This window comes from Brevibacillus fluminis, from assembly GCF_052072235.1.
In the GTDB taxonomy this organism is placed as follows: Bacteria; Bacillota; Bacilli; order Brevibacillales; family Brevibacillaceae; genus Brevibacillus_D; species Brevibacillus_D fluminis_A.
Genome location: NZ_CM125436.1, coordinates 4,686,250 through 4,703,958 on the forward strand (window position 1 = coordinate 4,686,250; position 17,709 = coordinate 4,703,958).

Genomic DNA, 17,709 nt, shown 5'->3' on the forward strand with positions numbered 1-17,709 from the left:
GAGTAAATAAAAAATTTCAAATAAGCTATCATCAAAACACGTTAGGGGGAAATCAAACATGAATGCTCGCAGCAAGTGGTTGATGATAGCCGTTGGACTGGGGATCTTATTGAACCCATTGAATTCCTCGATGATTTCTGTTGCGATCGCAAGGCTGCAACATGTGTACCGCCTCGATTTTACGGTTGTTTCCTGGATTATTTTTTCCTTTTACATTGCAAGCGCGATCGCTCAACCTGTGATGGGAAAGGCCAGTGATTTATTCGGGCCACGGAAAATATTTCTGACAGGGCTTGTTGTCTCCTTTGTTTCCTCTTTACTTGCTCCACTATCGCCAAATTTCGGGTGGCTCATCGTGTCCCGCATCGTGCAATCCATCGGAACAAGTATGCTGGTGGCGGTCGGAATGGCGATTGTGCGCATTCATATTACGGAGAAACAAGCGACTGCGCTGTCTGTTTTGTCGATTTTTTTATCCGGAGCGGCAGCCATTGGGCCTTTTGCTGGCGGGGTCTTGATCCAGTGGTGGGACTGGCAAGCGATCTTTATCGTCAATATTCCGTTCGTGGTCGCGAGCTTTCTATTTGCATGGCGGATGATTCCAAAGGGCGAACCGGCAGGAGCCGTCGCACGGGGCATGTCTTTTCGTAAATGGTGGGATGTGATCGATGTATCGGGTATTCTGCTCTTCACCGTGGGGCTGGTTGCGCTGCTTGTTGGTTTACTGTCGGCAAAATCGTACGGACATGTCTCATGGTGGCATATCATTGTCGGGTTGATCGGGCTTTTGGCACTGGGGGCTTTCGTACGGCACGAGTTACAAGCGGTGTCACCCTTTATTCCTTTGCGTACATTCGCCAACTATCCTGCCATGATGTGGGTCAACGTCCAATTCATGCTCGTGAACCTGCTTTTTTACGCGCTCTTTTTCGGGCTTCCGTCTTATTTGCAAATGGTGCGTCATGTCAGCGAGTTCCATACAGGGATTCTCATGCTAACCTTGGGCGCAAGCTCGCTCATCGCTTCTCCGCTGGCAGGAAAATGGATCGATAAATCAGGGCCGCGCCCCGCATTGGTGACATCCGCAATCCTCATGACAGTGGGTTCCGTGTGGATCGTGACATTGAATCAAGCTTCACCGGTAATCAGCGTGACCTTTGCATTAGCTGCATTCGGTATGAGCAACGGGCTGAACGCCGTTGGGATGCAGGCAGCTTTGTTTCAAAGCTCTCCAAAAGAATTGACCGGTGTAGCCTCCGGACTCTTCCATACATCGAGATATTTGGGGACCATTTTATCTTCCTTGTTGACCGGCATCATTATGGGCGGTACGTTCAGTTTCGCCGGCTTTCGACTGCTGGGGATTTTCCTCACTGTCATTGCAGTAGCTCTGGTTTTTATGAGTTTGCGGCTTCGGAAGTCAGAACCATTGAAAGAGTCGAATGTAAGCAAGGTGTCATGACAGCCGCATATAAAAACAGGGCAGTCTGCTTGAGCAGCACACGGCCCTGTTTTTCGTTCGGGTGACATTATCCGTTTTTTCGCAGCCGTCCTGCTGCATTTTCCACCCATTCCCTCCACTTGCGCCGATTTTGCCCGAGTACGGATTTCATCAATTCGAGAATCAGGCAAAATCATCGCGCCTGTCTTTGTCATAAGGCAACGTCATCGTCACTTTCGTCCCTTTCCCCGGCTCTGAACGAATGGTCAGGCTGGCGTCCGGAATGGCCTCGAGGCGACGGCGAATATTGGCGACGCCGATCCCGCCGTCGCCTTCTTTTTTGCGTTCACCTTTGGACAAGAGAGCGAGCACCTCAGCAGGAATGCCGATGCCGTCATCCGCGACCTCGATTACGATCTGCCGCTCTTCCGCCTGAATCGTCAAGGTCACCTCGCCGCTTCCTTCTTTTTCAAACAGCCCGTGGCGTATCGCGTTTTCAACAAACGGCTGGATGCTTAACGAAGGAATTTCTGCCTGCAGCAGGCTTTCATCGACACTGCACGTAAAAGCGAAGCGATCGCCAAAGCGCGCTTTTTCAATTTCCACATAGGCTTCGACCAGATCAAGCTCCCGCTCAAGGGTCACAAACAGTTTGCTGCGGTCCATGTCGAGAATAAAACGCAGGTACTGGCTAAGCATCGTGAGCAAATAGGCTGCTTTTTGCCCATCCATATAGCAGAACCCAATGATGCTGCTCAAGGCATTGTACAGAAAATGAGGTTTGATTTGCGCCTGATGAAACGCTTGTTCATGTTGAATGGCGTCTCGAATCGAGGTTTTCATCGCAAGCAGCGTCTGAATCCGCGCGATCAATGTTTTCGCGTCAAACGGCTTGGTCAGATAATCGTTCGCACCCGCCCGATAGCCGAGCGCGATGTCGTGCGGCGTATCTTTGACCGTCGCAAACAAGATCGGCAAATCGAGGATGGAATGCTGCTGCCTCAGCTGCTGGCACAGCTCGATGCCAGACATGCCGGGCATCATGACATCCAGGATGATCAAATCGATCCGTGGGTGGATCTGCATTTTGTCGAGCGCTTCTTTAGCGGAAAAAGCGGTGATGACGTTATAGCGATACTGCTTCAAAATCGTCACGAGCACGTGGATATTCGTGGCCTCGTCATCTACGACCAGGATCGTCTGCCCATGCTGCCCATCGAAATCAAGCGATGCATCGTGCCGGCCATCGTTCGTTGCCCTCACCGTTGCCGCAGCGATTTCCTGATCGGCTGGCTGCACCGGTGAGACCGGCAGCGTAAAGGCCATGCGCGTTCCTTCTCCGACCTGGGACCACGCCACCTTGATTTCGCCTCCCATTCGCTCGACCAGCTTGCGGCTGATGTACAAGCCGACTCCCATGCTGGTGTATCCATCGCGCGGCAGCGGCTGGTCCAGCTGTTCAAAATAGCCGAAAATCGCCTCATGCTTGTCATGCGCAATGCCTGTCCCTGTATCTTCAACCGAAACCGTCACCATGCCATCGGCGCCGCTCGCCTTCACGGTAATGGAGCCTTGGTCGGTATGCTTGATTGCGTTGTGCACGAGATTGTACATAATTTGGCGCAGCCGGTTTTCGTCTGCCAACACCCACACCTGATCGCCCACCTGGTTGTCCAGCCAGACATCTTTTCCAGCCAGCTCGAAGCGCAGCACATCGAACACCATCTGCGTTACGACCCGCACATCCACCACTGTAGGCGAAAGCCGCAACTCGCCGTGCTTCAGCCGCGTCACATCGATCAGGTCATGGATCAGCATCGACAGCTTGATCGACGTATCCTTGATAAGCCGCAAATTTTGGCTTTGCTTGGGCGATAACGGGTCTTCCCCGCTTTCCAGCAGGTAAGTCGCAATGTTTTGGATTCCGTGGAGCGGCGTCTTCATTTCGTGCGACGTGTTCGCCAAAAATTCGTCCTTCAGCTCGTTCGACACCGCCAATTGGCGCGAAAGGACTTCCGTCTGCTCGTACGCGGTGTTGAACCGGACTGCAAGCAAAATATTCATGAACGTGATGAAGCAGACAACCGCGATTTTGCTCCACATGTCAGTCAAGATCATATTATCCGCATACATGGAGCCGATCACGAGCGAAGCCATCAATGATCCGCTTGAACCGATGCAAAGCAAAAGCTCCTGCTGTGTAGCGGACGACTCCAGGCGGTGTTTGATATACAAATAGATCATCCGAATCAGCATGAAGAGATGGGCAATCGTGATGTAAAACAAAAACGGCACTTTGATTTCGGAATAAACCGAATAGGGCAGCAGCAAGATGGCAGCGATGAAGACCGTGATCGGCATATTGATCCGCCGGAGGCTGCGGCTTGAGAGCAGGCGCTGGTCGATCGACTGAAAGAACATCAATAGCAGCACCGCACTCGCATACATGCTCGCATCCTGCAATTTGTAGGCGAACTCAAACGGTAGGCCGGGAAGAAGCTGCAGCACGATCTTCTCCCCATAAATCGATTCGTACAGCCCCAGGCAAACCATGTAGAAACCGCTGTACAAATAGGTCCGCTCCTTCATGCGCAAAAAATAAAACCCGAGATGGTAGGAGCCCAGCAGCAAAAGGAACAACGTCGTGGCGATGTCAGCCCCGACCTGGATGCTGTTTACTTTGGCGATATTCTGATGCAGCCCGAACTGGATCGGATTGACGATCCCGCCCGTAATGAACATGTAATTGGCGACCGGAATGACGATCTCTACTTCTTTGCCGCCGGGATAAAAAAATGCTTCATACGGCGTATTTCCGGGGACGTGTTCGGCCTTCTCAACAGCTGGCTTGCCGCTCGCGCCCTCCAGCTTTCCATTGATGAACAGCTGATGGGACATGCGGATACTGCGCATTTTGAGCCCCACGATTTCATCGGTCATCGAATTTGGCAACATCACCTTCAAGCGATAGGTGCCGTAACCTTTTCGGCTGTACGAATCGCCTTGGGCGGCTCCACCCTTCCATGGGCCCGGCACGCGAATATAGGAAGGCGGACCGCTTCTCCCTTCACGGAACGCGGAAGGCTCCAGCAGTTTCCCCGGATAAAACTCCCACTCGCCGTCAAGGGGAGCCATCCCTTTTTGCTGAAAATCCCACTGTGTCAAGTCCAGCACACCGTGCTTCGCCGATGGCGTATGGTCATAAGGTATGGTTTGGTTATAGATACCCACGAAAATGGCGATCGAGAGCAAAAAGATGATGCCGATACCGAAAAGTTTGCGATGCATGCTTGCGTTCAAAAAAGAGTCTCCCTCCGCTCACTCTAGCCTCACCTTCATGATAACACCCCTTGCTCACAAAAAACTCACAAACATTGGGAGACGATTGCCTTCCTTCTAGAGAAACAGGCACTCCCGCAACGGAGCGCCTGCATGGTTGGAGCTGACTTTTTTAATGGGCTTTGGCTTCTCCACCAGAAAGCCTTTTCCTTTTTGCCCGCTTTCGTCCGAACACGGCATACACAATCCATGCGCCGAGCGCGGTGACTGCGATCAGGCCAAAATACACATTGCTGTAAATCGCAGCGGCTCCCGGAACCGCAAGCGGATTGAACGGCGACACCGTACCCGTATGATCGATCATTTTGCTGATCACCGCACCGCTCACGGCGCCTGCCATGAAGTTCGTCAACGAAAAAATCCCCAATCCCACCCCCGTCTGGCCAGCAGGCAATGTCGTCGACACCACTTTTGTCGTCGAGACTTGGAAAAACGACATCCCGACATTCACAAGCACAAGGCAGGCGGCGACAATCCATGCCACGTGTCCGCTTGCGATAGAAAGAGCAAATTGGCCCAGCATCATCAGCAACAGCCCGATGAAGAGGACGAACAGGCTGCCTTTGCGGTCGGCCCACTTTCCGCCGTACCGTCCCAGCAGCGCGGCGCTCATCGCCCCGGGAACATCACGAGTCCCATCATGCCGGTTTCCAGGCCTGCCACGTTGTGCAGCATCATCGGCGTGACCAGCAAGATCGCAAAGGATGCTCCGGAAACGAGAAAGCAGGTGATCAGGGCGCTTCTGTACGGGGCATTGGCCAGAAGCGGCAGCTGAAGAAACGGCTGCGCTGCTGTTCGCATGCGGACTGTGAAAAGCACAAGCAAGAGCAGGCTGACCAGCAAAAACCAGCCGTTCCACCGCGTGATGCAGAGCATGAAGGAAGCGACCGTCCCTGCGAGCAAAACAGCTCCCGGGAAATCGAACGAACCTGGCCGCGTTTCCTCGCGAGGCAGCCATTTGCGAAAAAACGGCACCGTCACGAGCGTGATGATGGAAATGAGAAACAAATACTGCCATTTCCAGTGATTGTCAACGGGGCAATTGTACCGTAATTAACCATTGGCAAGCCTGCCGTTCGCTGTAGTATAATGAGGAACGTCTGGCATCTGCCTGACGACAATTTCAGAAGACATCCATGCGCCATGCATGGGAGAGGTTCGCGAACTCCCTCTATAAAAAACTAAGGAAAACAATGCCCTTGGTATTGTTTTGTTTTTTTCTGAAAAACGTTTTTCACGAGAACCACGAAAGACGTTTTTCACTAGGGTGGACACGGCCGCATGCGGTCGCACGTTCAAGAACTCTCTTTCTTCGTTCAAACGAAAAGGAGATGGAGAGAATGAAGCAAGAAAAAGCCGTTGTTGTTTTTAGCGGCGGACAGGACAGCACGACATGCCTGTTCTGGGCAAAAAAACAGTTTGGCGAGGTGGAAGTGCTCACCTTCAACTACGGGCAGCGCCACAAGCAGGAAATCGAATGCGCACGCGCCATTGCCGCCGAGCAAGGCGTCAAGCACACGATTTTGGACATGAGCCTGCTGAATCAATTGGCCCCCAATGCACTCACCCGCGACGATGTGGCGATTGAACAAAAGGAAGGCGAGCTACCTTCTACATTTGTGGACGGACGCAACCTCCTGTTCCTCTCGTTCGCTGCCGTCTACGCAAAACAGGCGGGCGCCCGCCATCTGGTGACCGGCGTCTGCGAAACAGATTTCAGCGGCTATCCGGATTGCCGCGACATTTTTGTAAAGTCTCTCAATGTCACGTTGAATCTGTCGATGGACTATTCATTCGTGATCCACACCCCGCTTATGTGGCTGAACAAAGCCGAAACGTGGAAGCTGGCGGATGAGCTGGGCGCTTTTGACTATGTGCGCGAAAAAACGCTCACCTGCTACAACGGCATCATCGGCGACGGCTGCGGCGAATGCCCGGCCTGCAAACTGCGCAAAGCCGGCCTTGTCTCGTATTTGGCCGAACGTCAGGGGGCGAATGCGTAAATGAGTGGTTTCTACGATTTTCGCATTGTGGAAGGCTTGCAAAAATTCGGCACAGACATTCAAAAAGAGCAGCTGAAATATCACAAGAAACGGGTGCTGGTCAGCAAGGAATTCACCTTTGACGCCGCCCACCATCTGCACTGCTACGAAGGAAAATGTAAAAATCTGCACGGTCATACGTACAAAGTCGTGTTCGGCATCAGCGGTTACGCCGACGACATCGGGATCGTGATCGATTTTGGCGATATTAAAAAGATTTGGAAAGAACACATTGAAATCCATCTCGACCACCGGTACTTGAATGAAACGCTCCCCTTGATGAACACGACAGCGGAAAACATGGTCGTCTGGATTTTCGAGCAAATGGAAAGCCAGCTGACAAACGGAAACCGCGTCGAATTCGTCCGCTTGTTCGAAACGCCGACGAGCTATGCCGAAGCAAGACGGGAGTGGATGTACGGTGAGTAACATTCCGGTTTTGGAAATTTTCGGCCCCACGATTCAAGGGGAAGGCATGGTGATCGGGCAAAAAACGATGTTCGTCCGCACCGCTGGCTGCGACTACCGTTGCAGTTGGTGCGATTCCGCGTTTACGTGGGACGGCACGGCGCAGGACCAAATCCGCCAGCTGTCGCCTGAAGACATTTTGGTCGAGCTGCGCGAGCTTGCCCAGGATCGTTTTTCACACGTGACCATTTCAGGAGGCAATCCCGCCCTAATCAAAAACATCGGCGAGCTGGTGGAACTTCTGCATGCAAACGGCATCCGCACCGCCATCGAAACGCAAGGGACCAAGTGGCAGGACTGGCTGCTCGAGATCGACGAGGTCACGATTTCGCCCAAGCCGCCAAGCTCCGGCATGACCACCGACTTTTCCCTCCTGGACGCGATGATTGAAAAACTGACGGCCAACCCGCGCAAAAATCCGTTCAGCCTGAAGGTTGTCGTGTTCGATGAGCAAGATTTCGAGCATGCGCGGACCATCCACCACCGTTACCCGCAGGTGCCCTTCTTTTTGCAGGTCGGCAATGATGACGTCCATCTCGCGGACGACGAAGCGCTGCGCAATCAGCTGCTGGCCAAATTCGAGTGGCTGATCGACCGGACCATGGCCCAAAGCGACATGAACGACGTCAAAGTGTTGCCGCAGCTGCATGCGCTAATGTGGGGCAACAAACGCGGCGTCTGAGCGATTTTTTGCGAATGAACATGAATGAGGAGCGTATGCGCCATGACAGATAAAACGACGATGAATGAAAACACGAACAACCAATCCCGCGACTTGTCACACCTGACATTGCTCGGCAACCAAAATACCGCCTACAACTACCAGTATGATCCGAGCGTGCTGGAGACGTTTGACAACAAACATCCATACCGCGACTATTTCGTCAAATTCAACTGCCCGGAATTCACGAGCCTTTGCCCGATGACCGGCCAGCCTGATTTTGCCACGATTTACATCAGCTATGTGCCGGATATTAAAATGGTCGAAAGCAAATCGCTCAAGCTGTACCTGTTCAGCTTCCGCAACCACGGCGACTTCCACGAGGATTGCGTAAACATCATCATGAACGATTTGATCAAACTGATGGACCCGCGCTACATCGAAGTCTGGGGCAAATTCACCCCGCGCGGCGGCATCTCCATCGATCCATACTGCAATTACGGCAAGCCCGGGACGAAATATGAGCAGATGGCGGAGTATCGGATGATGAATCATGATCTGTATCCGGAGAAGGTGGATAATCGGTAGAGGTAAGTACGGAAGAACCCTTGATGTATAAGGATTCTTCTTGTTTGCGCAACGTTCATAATTAGTCGTTTTTTGCCCTTGGGGACGGTTTTCGTCCCCAATTCGTCCCCAAAATTCTAAGTGCTAATTATAGTGAGTTAAAAAATCGAAAAGCTTACGGTACACGAAAGATCAAAGTCAAGCTCCAGGAACGCGGATTCGTCGTCTCCAGACGTCGAATGGGTCGGATCATGAAGGAGCAAGGGCTCGTTTCCACCTACACTGTGGCTCAATATAAACCCTATAAAATCGCTTCTAATGAAGCAACTACGGGGAATGTTCTGGACCGTGAGTTCGAGCAGGAGGAAGCCCAACGTTTCGTTGTCAGCGATCTGACTTATGTGAAGGTTCAGAACCGATGGCATTACATTTGTGTGCTGGTCGATTTGTTCAATCGAGAGATCATTGGTCATAGTGCAGGTCCAAATAAGGACGCTGCTCTGATTTCTCGTACTTTTGCGAGCGTCAAAGGCGATTTACGTCAGATTCAGTGGTTTCATACTGACCGTGGCAGCGAATTTAAAAATCAAAAGATAGACGAACTTCTGGAGACGTTTGAAATCGGCCGATCCCTAAGTACGAAAGGCTGTCCATACGATAACGCTATGGCTGAAGCCACCTACAAAATCATAAAAACAGAGTTCGTGAACCAGATAAACTTCCATAGTCTTCGTCATCTGAAACTGGAATTGTACGGTTACGTTAATTGGTTCAACAAGCATCGCATTCACGGGACATTAGGCTATATGACGCCTGTTCAGGATCGCCAAGAACCCCTTAAAATAGTTGTCTGATTTACTGTTGACAATCCACTGAGCCTTAGTTGTACTTATGTCGACAGGAGTTTTATAAATTCCTATCGACCAAAAAAAGGGGCCGCGCCCATGAGTAGTTATTTCTACTTATGGTCCAGCCCCTGAATCATTTCCCATTTCGGGCAATCGTAATAGGCGATCTGCTTTTGTGTCTCCGGGTATCGCCCACAATTGAAATACCGCCAAAATACCGAATTGTAAGAAGCGCAGCGCATCGTTGTTTTGTCCATAAACGGGCACCCAATCTTGTTGCAGCATCGTCCACACATCGCGCAATCCTGCTGGCCGGTTGTCCAGCTTTGTGCCACTCTGACTTTGGTCAAATCGGGCGAAGTCATCGGCTGATCCGTGAATGCCTGTGCCGACATCGAACGGTACTCCTTATCCGTAATCCATCGAAAAAGAATATGCCACATATGTAAGGAACCCGGAATGAATCTGCGATGATGCTTCCAAAAACGCCAATCATTAAAATACATGTAGCTGAACAATGGAGCTAACAGGTACGCCAGCAATCCAACAGTAAATGCAGACAGGATACTCACAAACAAAAAACCTGCCCGAATCGAAAACCAGTAGAGCGATGAAAGCATTTTCGTTCTCCTTTTGAAAATTCCCGTCTATAAGTTGCTCCAGAAGCCTAGTAAACCTGCATAATTGCCGATGATAAAATGAGAGAGCCCCACGCCGACGATGTTGCGGTGCCTTGTATACATCCAGCCCCAGAGCCAACTCGTCAGAATGGCCGCCACTGCCAGTTTCACCGAAGTGTGCAAGTGCATGGCGCCAAAAATAATCGAGGTCACCAGTACCGCCCAGAGTACCTGATTCCCTCTCGCAATCAAGCGCTCGATCGAACTTTGCAGAACACCCCGTGCGATGAATTCCTGCAATGGTGCCACTACCAAATACGTCACATACGTCCAATCAAATAAAGAGAACGAAATCATCGGCCCATCACCAAACCAGTTGAATCCGTTTTTCTGCGAAAACCACTTCACCCCGGTTAACACGACCATCGCCACTAGTGAGACACCCACCGCCTCAATGACCGCACGTTTGCTGTTCGTAAACGTCAAGCCAAAACTAGACATCGGCAGACTGCTCTTCACAACGATGCTGACGATCACCAGCAACGCTGCGACATCCAATGTGCGGGTCACAGTAAAGTTGATCAGCTCCGCATACTCCCCCTGAATCATATTCCCTTGAAAAATTCGGATTACAAACGAGTACAAGCTGATTCCCAGCACCATGCTAATAAAAATGAACCCCAACTGAACCCGTTCATGAAAGGAAACTTCCAATTCTTTCGACTTCTTTTCCAACTCAATATAGGAGCCCTTTAAGTGATCGTACAGCTTGTTGAGCAAAATCCCATGAATGCGCGGATAAAGAACTGTCAATTTTTCAAAATCCGTTTTGGACAAGCGAAAAACCGTCGTCTCTCCCCTGCACTCGACACTGGTTGCACGCCGATTCCCCGTAATCAAGGCCAATTCGCCAAAATAGTCCCCCGTTTGCAAGGAGTTAATCACTTTCCGCTGTTCGCTTTCTTTGATGATTTCTACGTTTCCTCGTTCAATCAAATAGAAAGAATCCCCCACATCGCCTTCCCGAAAAATCACGTCTCCATCGTTATAATCAAGGCGCGTGAATTTTTGCAACAAGCCGATAAACTCTTGACTGTGCTGCAGATTCTCCTCCAGGGCAAAGAATGAGCGGAACGCTTCGTATTGAAAATATGGATGTTCCAATTGCTTATCAGTCATCGACACAAACCCTATCCATTTTTTGTTCTAGTGGGAATTATAGCAGATTGTGGAAAGTGGTGCTATGAAAAAACTCACAAAACAAGCGGTTTTCCGTTTTTAATATGCTGATCAAAATCGCTACATTTACTAAGCTTCAATTCTTTTCCGAACAAATTGGATAATCTCTCTCGGGCAGTACAACTTTCTCGCTTGAAGCCTACCTTCTCCTCTTGTTTTCAAGACTTGCAACGGCGGAACCTTCACATTATTTGACGCTACAGTAGAACCCGTTAAAAATGCAGTTGCAAGGTTATCTAATTTTAATTCTGATTGTTCAATCACTTTCACCTTTCATCTAGCCAAAGGTAAAACGATTACAAAAGTCATTCAGCCTGGAATGGAGGTAGATTTTATCATCCCGGGACGAGTGAAGCTTGTCACCGCAACCTGCTCGCAAGGAACATCACCAGATAGTTTGTGTAATCCATTCTTGAGTCTGTCATTTACGACATGCACTTGCTGCAGCTAGAAAGAGAGTTTTACAAATTGGTGAGAGTCAAAGGTTCATTATTGCCACCGAAAAGCGAACACACCCGAGCACATCGTACTCAAGGCTCCGTAAGAGTTTACTAACTCCATAGAGCAAAGTCGACGTGCCTTTTCATATGTTGTTGCGAGCCATCGTCAGGGGAGCTTTAGCGAAAACCGTCGATTCGCTATCATAAGGGAATTGAACTAGGTTATTTTATAGGCTAGGTCTGTATCATCACGTGATATATTTGAGTTTTAAACAATACCATTTTCTAAAATTTCCGACAGATACATACATCCATAGACGGACTCAACCTCCCGTTCGCTGCCGTCTATGCGAAACAGATTTCAGCGTCTATCCGGATTGCCGTAATATTTTCGTAAAGTCTCTCAACGTCATATTGAATCTGTCTATGGACTATTCATGTGTCCGACATCAAAATGGTCGAAAGCAAATCGCTCAAACTGTACCTGTTCAGCTTCCGAATTCACGGCGACCTCCACGAGGATTGCGAACTGATGGACCCCGCTACATCGAAGTCTGGGGCCAATTCACCCCGCGCGGCGGCATCTCCATCGACCCATACTGCAATTACGGCAAGCCCGGGACGAATTATGAGCAGATAGCGGGGTATCGGATGATGATTTATGATTCGTATCCGGAGAAAGTTGATAATCGGTAGAGGTCGGTGGGGCGGAGCTATATAACCATTCTTATCTACTAAACACAGTAAGGCCCCTCTCGTTCGAGAAGGGCTTTAAAATCGTTATACTCACAAGTGCTTTAGATGTAAATGCATGTTGCTTTTACAGTTCTCTCCAAGATCCAGTGTAATAGCCATTACCACTGATAACAATTTTACCTTTTAAGCTTATTGTTTTTAATCGTTCAACAACACCAACGAAATAAGATTATTTGGGATTGCCAGTTGCTGTGATTCCATCTCCAGAATCGGACGGTCCTGTTGTCATAGACCATTCACTAATAATTTTGTACTGGTTAAGACCTGGTGTAGGTTCAAATTTAGAATACGGGGCTGGCTCATACCAACCGCCGCGGCTTAAACCCGGACGGTTCTCCATTCCCTTCGCAACGCCAGAATACAGCCCTACACCTCAAACCTGCTGACCATCCCCTGTAGCCTTATGGCTTCCCGATTCAGCCGATCCGCTGAACGGGCTACCTCTTCAGCAGAAACAAGCTGGTTATTCACGGAATGAACAGCGCTGGTTGCCTTGCTGAAGGCTCTTTCCGCTATTTGTTTCATGAGCAACACGGCATCGTTCATTTGCTCCGTATTGCTTGACATCTGCTCTGCAGATGCGGATACTTCCTGAATTTGGTCGTTCACTTGAACGATGGTATGGCGTATCGTTGCAAAAATGGTGTTGGCTTCATTCACGACCTCGATTCCGGATTGCGTCTCATGGCTGCTTTGTTTCATGGAGGTAACAACCGTCGCCATATTGCTCCTTAAATCATCTACCAAATCGGCGATGCGTGCGGATGATTCCTGTGACTCTCCAGCCAGTTTCCGCACTTCCTCCGCCACAATGGCAAATCCTTTCCCATGTTCACCCGCTCGAGCGGCTTCAATCGATGCATTCAGCGCCAAAACCTGGGTCTGCGAGGTGATCGCGTTCATGACGCGAAGAATCTCAACAATTTTCGCTGTACACGTATCCAGCTGCTGGACCAGCGCATCTGTTTGCTGGAAAGTAAGGTCAATTTGCCCCATTTGATCCGCTGCCTTCGTAACGGCTTCATTTCCTTCCTTTGCCAGACTCGACATGGCCGAGGACAGGTCAGCGACCGACGAGGAGGACGCGGCGACCATTTCAATCCCGCCATTCATTTCCCTCATGCTATGCGCACTTTCTTCTGATCGGTCCAACTGTCTTTTGGCGCCTTCGGCAATTTCCTGAACCGATTCGGCGATCTGCTTGGAGGATTCCGCTGTCTGTTCTGCCCCTTCCGATAACTGCCCGGCAGCCATCGCCAATTCATCCGCCGTTTCTTTCACACCCTGGATCAACATGTGGAGATTTTCACGCATTTGTTCAAACGAATGCGCCAATTGCCCCACTTCATCCTGGGAATGAACAGCGACAGCCTGGTTCAATTTTCCCTGAGAAATAACCATGGCCGTCTGGGACAAGCTGCGAAGAGGTCTGACGATGGAACGGCTCAACCAAATCGATAAAAATCCGGCTGTGCTCAGGACGACCACAAAAAAGAGAATGATCAGCTGATTGGACATTTCAATCGAATCTTGAATGTCACTGACTGCTCCTGTAATTCCATCCATCTTTTCTTTACGGAAGACGTCCATTTCCTGGTTGATCGTTTCTGCTCGTTTGTCAAAGTCCCCCATGTACCGATTCCCCGCGTCGTACCCTCCCTCAATGAAGGCGCGTGCCATCGTTTGACCCGTTTCATAATACGTTTGAAAGGCGCTTTCCATTTCCTGAAGCCGCCCCTCATCTTCAGGATTCAACCGTTTCATTTCAGCAAGTTGTTTTTGAAAAAGATCGGCGTAAGTTTTTGCCTTCTCCATTCCGTCGTTAAGTCCGTTCTTGCCCCGTGTCGCACTGATATCAGTCCACCATTGCTGAACCTGGACGACCGACAGCTTCATTTCTTCCGCCAAAAGGGCTGAACGCAACGTCCTGGATTCCATCGTCGTGGTAGTTTCAGACTGGTTTAGCGACTCTATGTACAGATAGGAACCTAGGGCGGCAAACATCACCAAAATAATGGTAAAGGTGATGGTTATTTTTTTCGCGATCGACACATCGTTCTCCCCATTCGTATATATATTGTCTTTTCAATAAATTGTAATGTTTTATGGAAGGTGTTAGCAACACAGGAGGAAGATTGTAACCATTTATTCATGATTGCCTTGCGTACCCGCCCCCGGCATCGCAAAAAAGTAAGAGGGACGAATTGCTCCGTCTCCTCTTTCTCATCATTTGAACGGGAATTGTTCAATTCCGCTCTTACTTCTGCTTCCAAGCCGATCGTGTCGCCGCCTTCTTCCAAATCGCCGGGTTTTCATCGGTCGCTGCGCAATTCCTTAACTTTGGTTAATCTGTAATAACAAAAGAGTTAATCATAGTATCAACTACAGGGGAAAATTTATCTATTTCGCCATTTAAGCAAGTAAAGACAATAATGTAACCAACTCTCCCCTTTAATAGATACGTAACTTTATAAGCGAGGTCCAGATTGTCACGTTTTGCAGTATAAATAATCTGAATAGCAGGTACATTATTGATCTTTAAGCTTGAAGTTTTAATCATGTTCATCTCAGGTGTTTGTTTCTTTATCGTATCAATCATTCCATCAACATAGTTTTCTATCGGGGAAGTAGCCTCGGTTGGTAAAGAAAAAACACCAGCACTTACATTTTCAGTGTACAGATCTTGATCATTCTCTTTTGGAGAATCGAACATGACTCCTACATTTGGCTGTTTGCTATCAATTGACCATGTACTCGGATAGCTAATCGAAAAATGATGTTCATTATCTTTGTACATAAGGTATTCAACATTTCCATGTGATGAATTACTAGTTGAACACCCAAATAACAAAAATGAAATTGAAAGAATCTGAAGTGCAATCATAAATACCTTACGTCTGTTCATCATTTTCCCCTTAGTAAAAGAATACTTTTTTGTATTCTATTATGGCCTAGTACCACCCTCTGATCTATATTTGTTCGCTTCCTCATGTGCAGCATCTTTTGCTTTCTGCCGCTCTACCGGGTCCTTAATCTTGTCTGCTTCTTTCCATTTTTCCTTAGCTTTATCAATCTTATCATTTAATTCTTTTTCACGTTCCTTCACTTTATCTAGTTTTTCGTCTTTATCGATCGTCCCCCCCTTTTCTCTTGCTTCTTTCGCTGCTTTTTCAGCTTCTTGCTTTCCTTTTACGTCGCCTGCTTTATCTGCAGCTACCCACTTTTCTTTTGCTTCAATAATTTTTTTATTTTGCTCGGTTACATTATCCATTGTTTTATCAATTGCCTTTTTTTCGTTATCAGTCATGTCTCCATAACCTTTTTGCTTACCTTGGTTCACATGGCTGTACTTTTCATAGATTTCATCATAAGTCGTTTTTGAGGAGGAGGTTTCTGCAACCGCAAAACCCGATGAAAGAAACAAAATCACAAGCAACGATGCGATTACTTTTTTGGCAATCAATCTCTCAACTCCCCATGCTGCTTTGCCTGAAAAGAGTGTACCATCCGGTATGGGCATACGCCAGCGTTTATCCGTTCTGTCCTGATGGTTCCCCTTGCAATCTGTCTCTTCACAATCAGGCAGCGATTCTCTACGATTACGATACTGAAAATACGAAAGGAATTGATTGCAATGGGATTGGAAATGAGAGAATGCTGCGAAAAATGCCAGAAACGAGTCGAGCCTGACCAGGAAGCTTACATCTGCAGCTATGAATGTACGTTTTGCAAAGATTGCACGGATGACATGAATGCCGTTTGCCCGAACTGCTCGGGTGAGCTTCTACGCCGGCCACGACGAGCAAAACGCCAGTAGCTTCCGCAGCTCCCCATTGGGGAGTTTTTTTCGTTATATCGATGATGGATCTGCCTAATTTCGAGAATGTTTCTTTCGTGGATTGGCCGTTCAGACGAGAAGCTGATTTGAAATTGTTTCGCACTACCTAGAATTCCCAACGACAAAAAAACCTTGAGAAATCAAGGTTTTTTTAAAGTCAGCCAAAAGGATCACGCTGCTACCTCGTTTATTTCATTTTGCCCTTAGTCTCGTTCTGTTTGAGCAAATCGGTTATGAAACTGTTCAACCTGACGTTAAGTTGATCCAATTCGCCTGTAAGCTTTGAAAATGTTTCCGAATGGACCGCCAGTTCATTAGAAGATTGACTGATGTCACGCAAGCTGTTGGACATGCCGATGATCGAGCTTTTCATTTCTTCTAGGAAATGACCGATTTTTTTGGAAGCATCTTCAGAATGATGTGATAATTTTCGTATTTCGGAGGCGACAACCGAAAACGTTTTTCCGTATTCCCCAGCCCGCGCAGCCTCTATGGCAGCGTTCAGGCCAAGTAAATTCGACTGCTGCGCAACACTATGTATGAAGGAAATCACCTGGTCCATATTTTGTGTATTTTGCAAATTCACTGTCGCTGAAGCTGATATTTCCTGTATGGTAGCGGAAAGCTGCTCGGCGTGGGAGGTGATGAATTCCTTGTGCAAACTGATGCCAAAACCAAGGCAGCCGATCCATTCTCCTCTTTCATCAAACAACGGATAGCCGATTGCCTTGAAAGGTGGCCCATACTCCGGAGGGGAGATTTGTTCTACCCGGTCTCGAGCTTTTTTAATCATGCCAAATAAGTCGTAGTCCAAGAATGGTTGCCCGATTGTAATAGGGGCATTCAGTGATTTAGAAGGTGAGTAGTATACATATTTTTCGGTATCGGTTATGGCCACCATAAAATCTTCATCGTGGAATATTTTGGTGAGTACAGGGCCGAGGGAGATCGCTTGCTGAAGAGTATTCATGTTCATCCTCCTAATACTGTATGTAGATTTTGCAACGATGCATGGAGTCTTGCCTTGCTGGCATTTGTTATCCAAAAAAACAGCAGACTATTCTGGATGGATAATGGAGTATCGAGCTCCTTTTATTTGATTTCTATTACTATGTACCCAATTAATTGATGATTAAACCATAACAAAATGACCACCCCTCCCCGCAAAACAAAGAAAAATCCTCCAGGAACGTTCCTAGAGGATCATCGATCATGTATGTGCGTAAGGTGCTCGTGATGCTGATGGCCTGCCCTCTGCCCTCACGCTTTCTTTTCCGGTTGTACATCCGCTCCTTCATCCTGCACCAGGCCACGCGTCGCCTGCTTGAACTCCTTCAGCGTATGCCCAACCGCCCGGCCGAGCTGTGGCAGCTTTTTCGGGCCAAACAGGAGCAGCGCCAAAAGGAACATCACGATCAAACCGGGGATACCGATCGCACTCAACGTTCTT

Annotated in this window: 16 protein-coding genes, 3 pseudogenes and 1 riboswitch; of the genes and pseudogenes, 9 read left to right on the top strand and 10 right to left on the bottom strand. The window is 48.6% G+C overall.

The window, feature by feature from the left end; genetic code table 11:
• The first annotated feature begins 58 nt into the window (after window positions 1-58).
• Complete coding sequence (locus tag ACTID9_RS23040) at window positions 59-1,462, top strand: MFS transporter (RefSeq protein ID WP_441067196.1); 1,404 nt, start codon at window positions 59-61, stop codon at window positions 1,460-1,462.
• A gap of 162 nt (window positions 1,463-1,624) precedes the next feature.
• Here ACTID9_RS23040 and ACTID9_RS23045 read toward each other — a convergent pair whose 3' ends face one another.
• The 3 genes from ACTID9_RS23045 to ACTID9_RS23055 all read right to left on the bottom strand — a co-directional run bounded on the left by ACTID9_RS23045 (window position 1,625) and on the right by ACTID9_RS23055 (window position 5,788).
• Window positions 1,625-4,741 carry an ATP-binding protein gene (locus ACTID9_RS23045; protein ID WP_441067197.1) on the bottom strand — a complete coding sequence of 1,039 codons (3,117 nt, stop codon included), beginning with the start codon at window positions 4,739-4,741 and terminating at the stop codon, window positions 1,625-1,627.
• 151 nt (window positions 4,742-4,892) lie between these two features.
• The gene (locus ACTID9_RS23050; RefSeq protein WP_441067198.1) at window positions 4,893-5,393 is read right to left on the bottom strand and encodes an MFS transporter; all 501 of its coding nucleotides are present in this window, start codon (window positions 5,391-5,393) and stop codon (window positions 4,893-4,895) included.
• Window positions 5,390-5,788, bottom strand: a complete 399-nt coding sequence (locus tag ACTID9_RS23055; protein WP_441067199.1) for a hypothetical protein — start codon at window positions 5,786-5,788, stop codon at window positions 5,390-5,392. The genes ACTID9_RS23050 and ACTID9_RS23055 overlap by 4 nt, the downstream gene beginning before the upstream one ends.
• A gap of 139 nt (window positions 5,789-5,927) precedes the next feature.
• A riboswitch (PreQ1 riboswitch) is annotated at window positions 5,928-5,971 on the top strand.
• Between the two features lie 149 nt (window positions 5,972-6,120).
• On the opposite strand from ACTID9_RS23055, the gene queC reads away from it, so the two are divergent.
• From queC to ACTID9_RS23080, 5 genes and pseudogenes are all read left to right on the top strand, one after another.
• Window positions 6,121-6,783, top strand: a complete 663-nt coding sequence (gene queC, locus ACTID9_RS23060) for a 7-cyano-7-deazaguanine synthase QueC (protein WP_441067200.1) — start codon at window positions 6,121-6,123, stop codon at window positions 6,781-6,783.
• Window positions 6,784-7,251 (top strand): 6-carboxytetrahydropterin synthase QueD, encoded by a 468-nt coding sequence (gene queD / locus ACTID9_RS23065; protein ID WP_122918630.1) that lies wholly within the window; start codon window positions 6,784-6,786, stop codon window positions 7,249-7,251.
• A complete protein-coding gene (gene queE, locus ACTID9_RS23070; protein ID WP_441067201.1) occupies window positions 7,244-7,972 on the top strand; it encodes a 7-carboxy-7-deazaguanine synthase QueE in 729 nt (242 codons plus the stop codon). Before queD ends, queE begins: the two co-directional genes overlap by 8 nt.
• Before the next feature lie 42 nt (window positions 7,973-8,014).
• Window positions 8,015-8,539: a preQ(1) synthase gene (queF, locus tag ACTID9_RS23075; protein ID WP_441067202.1), complete on the top strand. Its 525-nt coding sequence runs from the start codon at window positions 8,015-8,017 to the stop codon at window positions 8,537-8,539.
• A 140-nt stretch (window positions 8,540-8,679) separates the two neighbouring features.
• Window positions 8,680-9,372, top strand: a pseudogene (locus tag ACTID9_RS23080) (IS3 family transposase); the annotation flags it as partial.
• Window positions 9,373-9,476: 104 nt separating this feature from the next.
• On the opposite strand, the gene ACTID9_RS23085 reads toward ACTID9_RS23080, so the two are convergent.
• On the bottom strand, window positions 9,477-9,761 hold the full coding sequence (locus ACTID9_RS23085) for a hypothetical protein (protein ID WP_441067203.1): 285 nt from the start codon (window positions 9,759-9,761) through the stop codon (window positions 9,477-9,479).
• Window positions 9,762-10,013: 252 nt separating this feature from the next.
• Window positions 10,014-11,165 carry a cyclic nucleotide-binding domain-containing protein gene (locus tag ACTID9_RS23090; RefSeq protein ID WP_441067204.1) on the bottom strand — a complete coding sequence of 384 codons (1,152 nt, stop codon included), beginning with the start codon at window positions 11,163-11,165 and terminating at the stop codon, window positions 10,014-10,016.
• 752 nt (window positions 11,166-11,917) lie between these two features.
• Between ACTID9_RS23090 and ACTID9_RS23095 the strand changes: the two are divergent.
• Window positions 11,918-12,037: pseudogene (locus ACTID9_RS23095) on the top strand (hypothetical protein); the annotation flags it as partial.
• A gap of 58 nt (window positions 12,038-12,095) precedes the next feature.
• Window positions 12,096-12,361, top strand: a pseudogene (locus tag ACTID9_RS23100) (preQ(1) synthase); the annotation flags it as partial.
• Between the two features lie 426 nt (window positions 12,362-12,787).
• Here ACTID9_RS23100 and ACTID9_RS23105 read toward each other — a convergent pair.
• The 3 genes from ACTID9_RS23105 to ACTID9_RS23115 form a co-directional block, all read right to left on the bottom strand.
• On the bottom strand, window positions 12,788-14,473 hold the full coding sequence (locus ACTID9_RS23105) for a methyl-accepting chemotaxis protein (RefSeq protein ID WP_441067205.1): 1,686 nt from the start codon (window positions 14,471-14,473) through the stop codon (window positions 12,788-12,790).
• Between the two features lie 292 nt (window positions 14,474-14,765).
• A complete protein-coding gene (locus tag ACTID9_RS23110; protein WP_441067206.1) occupies window positions 14,766-15,329 on the bottom strand; it encodes a PsbP-related protein in 564 nt (187 codons plus the stop codon).
• Between the two features lie 36 nt (window positions 15,330-15,365).
• Window positions 15,366-15,884, bottom strand: coding sequence for a hypothetical protein (locus ACTID9_RS23115; protein ID WP_441067207.1), 519 nt, complete (start codon window positions 15,882-15,884; stop codon window positions 15,366-15,368).
• Between the two features lie 171 nt (window positions 15,885-16,055).
• Between ACTID9_RS23115 and ACTID9_RS23120 the strand changes: the two genes are divergently transcribed.
• Entirely contained in the window at window positions 16,056-16,238 is a 183-nt protein-coding gene (locus ACTID9_RS23120; protein WP_441067208.1) for a DUF1272 domain-containing protein, read from the top strand.
• A gap of 208 nt (window positions 16,239-16,446) precedes the next feature.
• Here the strand turns inward: ACTID9_RS23120 and ACTID9_RS23125 are convergent, their stop codons facing one another.
• Both ACTID9_RS23125 and ACTID9_RS23130 read right to left on the bottom strand, forming a co-directional pair.
• Window positions 16,447-17,235 (bottom strand): methyl-accepting chemotaxis protein, encoded by a 789-nt coding sequence (locus ACTID9_RS23125; protein ID WP_441067209.1) that lies wholly within the window; start codon window positions 17,233-17,235, stop codon window positions 16,447-16,449.
• 284 nt (window positions 17,236-17,519) lie between these two features.
• Complete coding sequence (locus tag ACTID9_RS23130; RefSeq protein ID WP_441067210.1) at window positions 17,520-17,702, bottom strand: twin-arginine translocase TatA/TatE family subunit; 183 nt, start codon at window positions 17,700-17,702, stop codon at window positions 17,520-17,522.
• Between the last annotated feature and the right edge of the window lie 7 nt (window positions 17,703-17,709).

Coding starts and splice junctions, on each gene's coding strand:
- ACTID9_RS23040 (WP_441067196.1), top strand. CDS start 59: ATGAATGCTCGCAGCAAGTGGTTGATGATAGCCGTTGGACTGGGGATC.
- ACTID9_RS23050 (WP_441067198.1), bottom strand. CDS start 5,393: ATGAGCGCCGCGCTGCTGGGACGGTACGGCGGAAAGTGGGCCGACCGC.
- queC (WP_441067200.1), top strand. CDS start 6,121: ATGAAGCAAGAAAAAGCCGTTGTTGTTTTTAGCGGCGGACAGGACAGC.
- queD (WP_122918630.1), top strand. CDS start 6,784: ATGAGTGGTTTCTACGATTTTCGCATTGTGGAAGGCTTGCAAAAATTC.
- queF (WP_441067202.1), top strand. CDS start 8,015: ATGACAGATAAAACGACGATGAATGAAAACACGAACAACCAATCCCGC.
- ACTID9_RS23085 (WP_441067203.1), bottom strand. CDS start 9,761: ATGTCGGCACAGGCATTCACGGATCAGCCGATGACTTCGCCCGATTTG.
- ACTID9_RS23090 (WP_441067204.1), bottom strand. CDS start 11,165: ATGACTGATAAGCAATTGGAACATCCATATTTTCAATACGAAGCGTTC.
- ACTID9_RS23110 (WP_441067206.1), bottom strand. CDS start 15,329: ATGATGAACAGACGTAAGGTATTTATGATTGCACTTCAGATTCTTTCA.
- ACTID9_RS23120 (WP_441067208.1), top strand. CDS start 16,056: ATGGGATTGGAAATGAGAGAATGCTGCGAAAAATGCCAGAAACGAGTC.
- ACTID9_RS23125 (WP_441067209.1), bottom strand. CDS start 17,235: ATGAACATGAATACTCTTCAGCAAGCGATCTCCCTCGGCCCTGTACTC.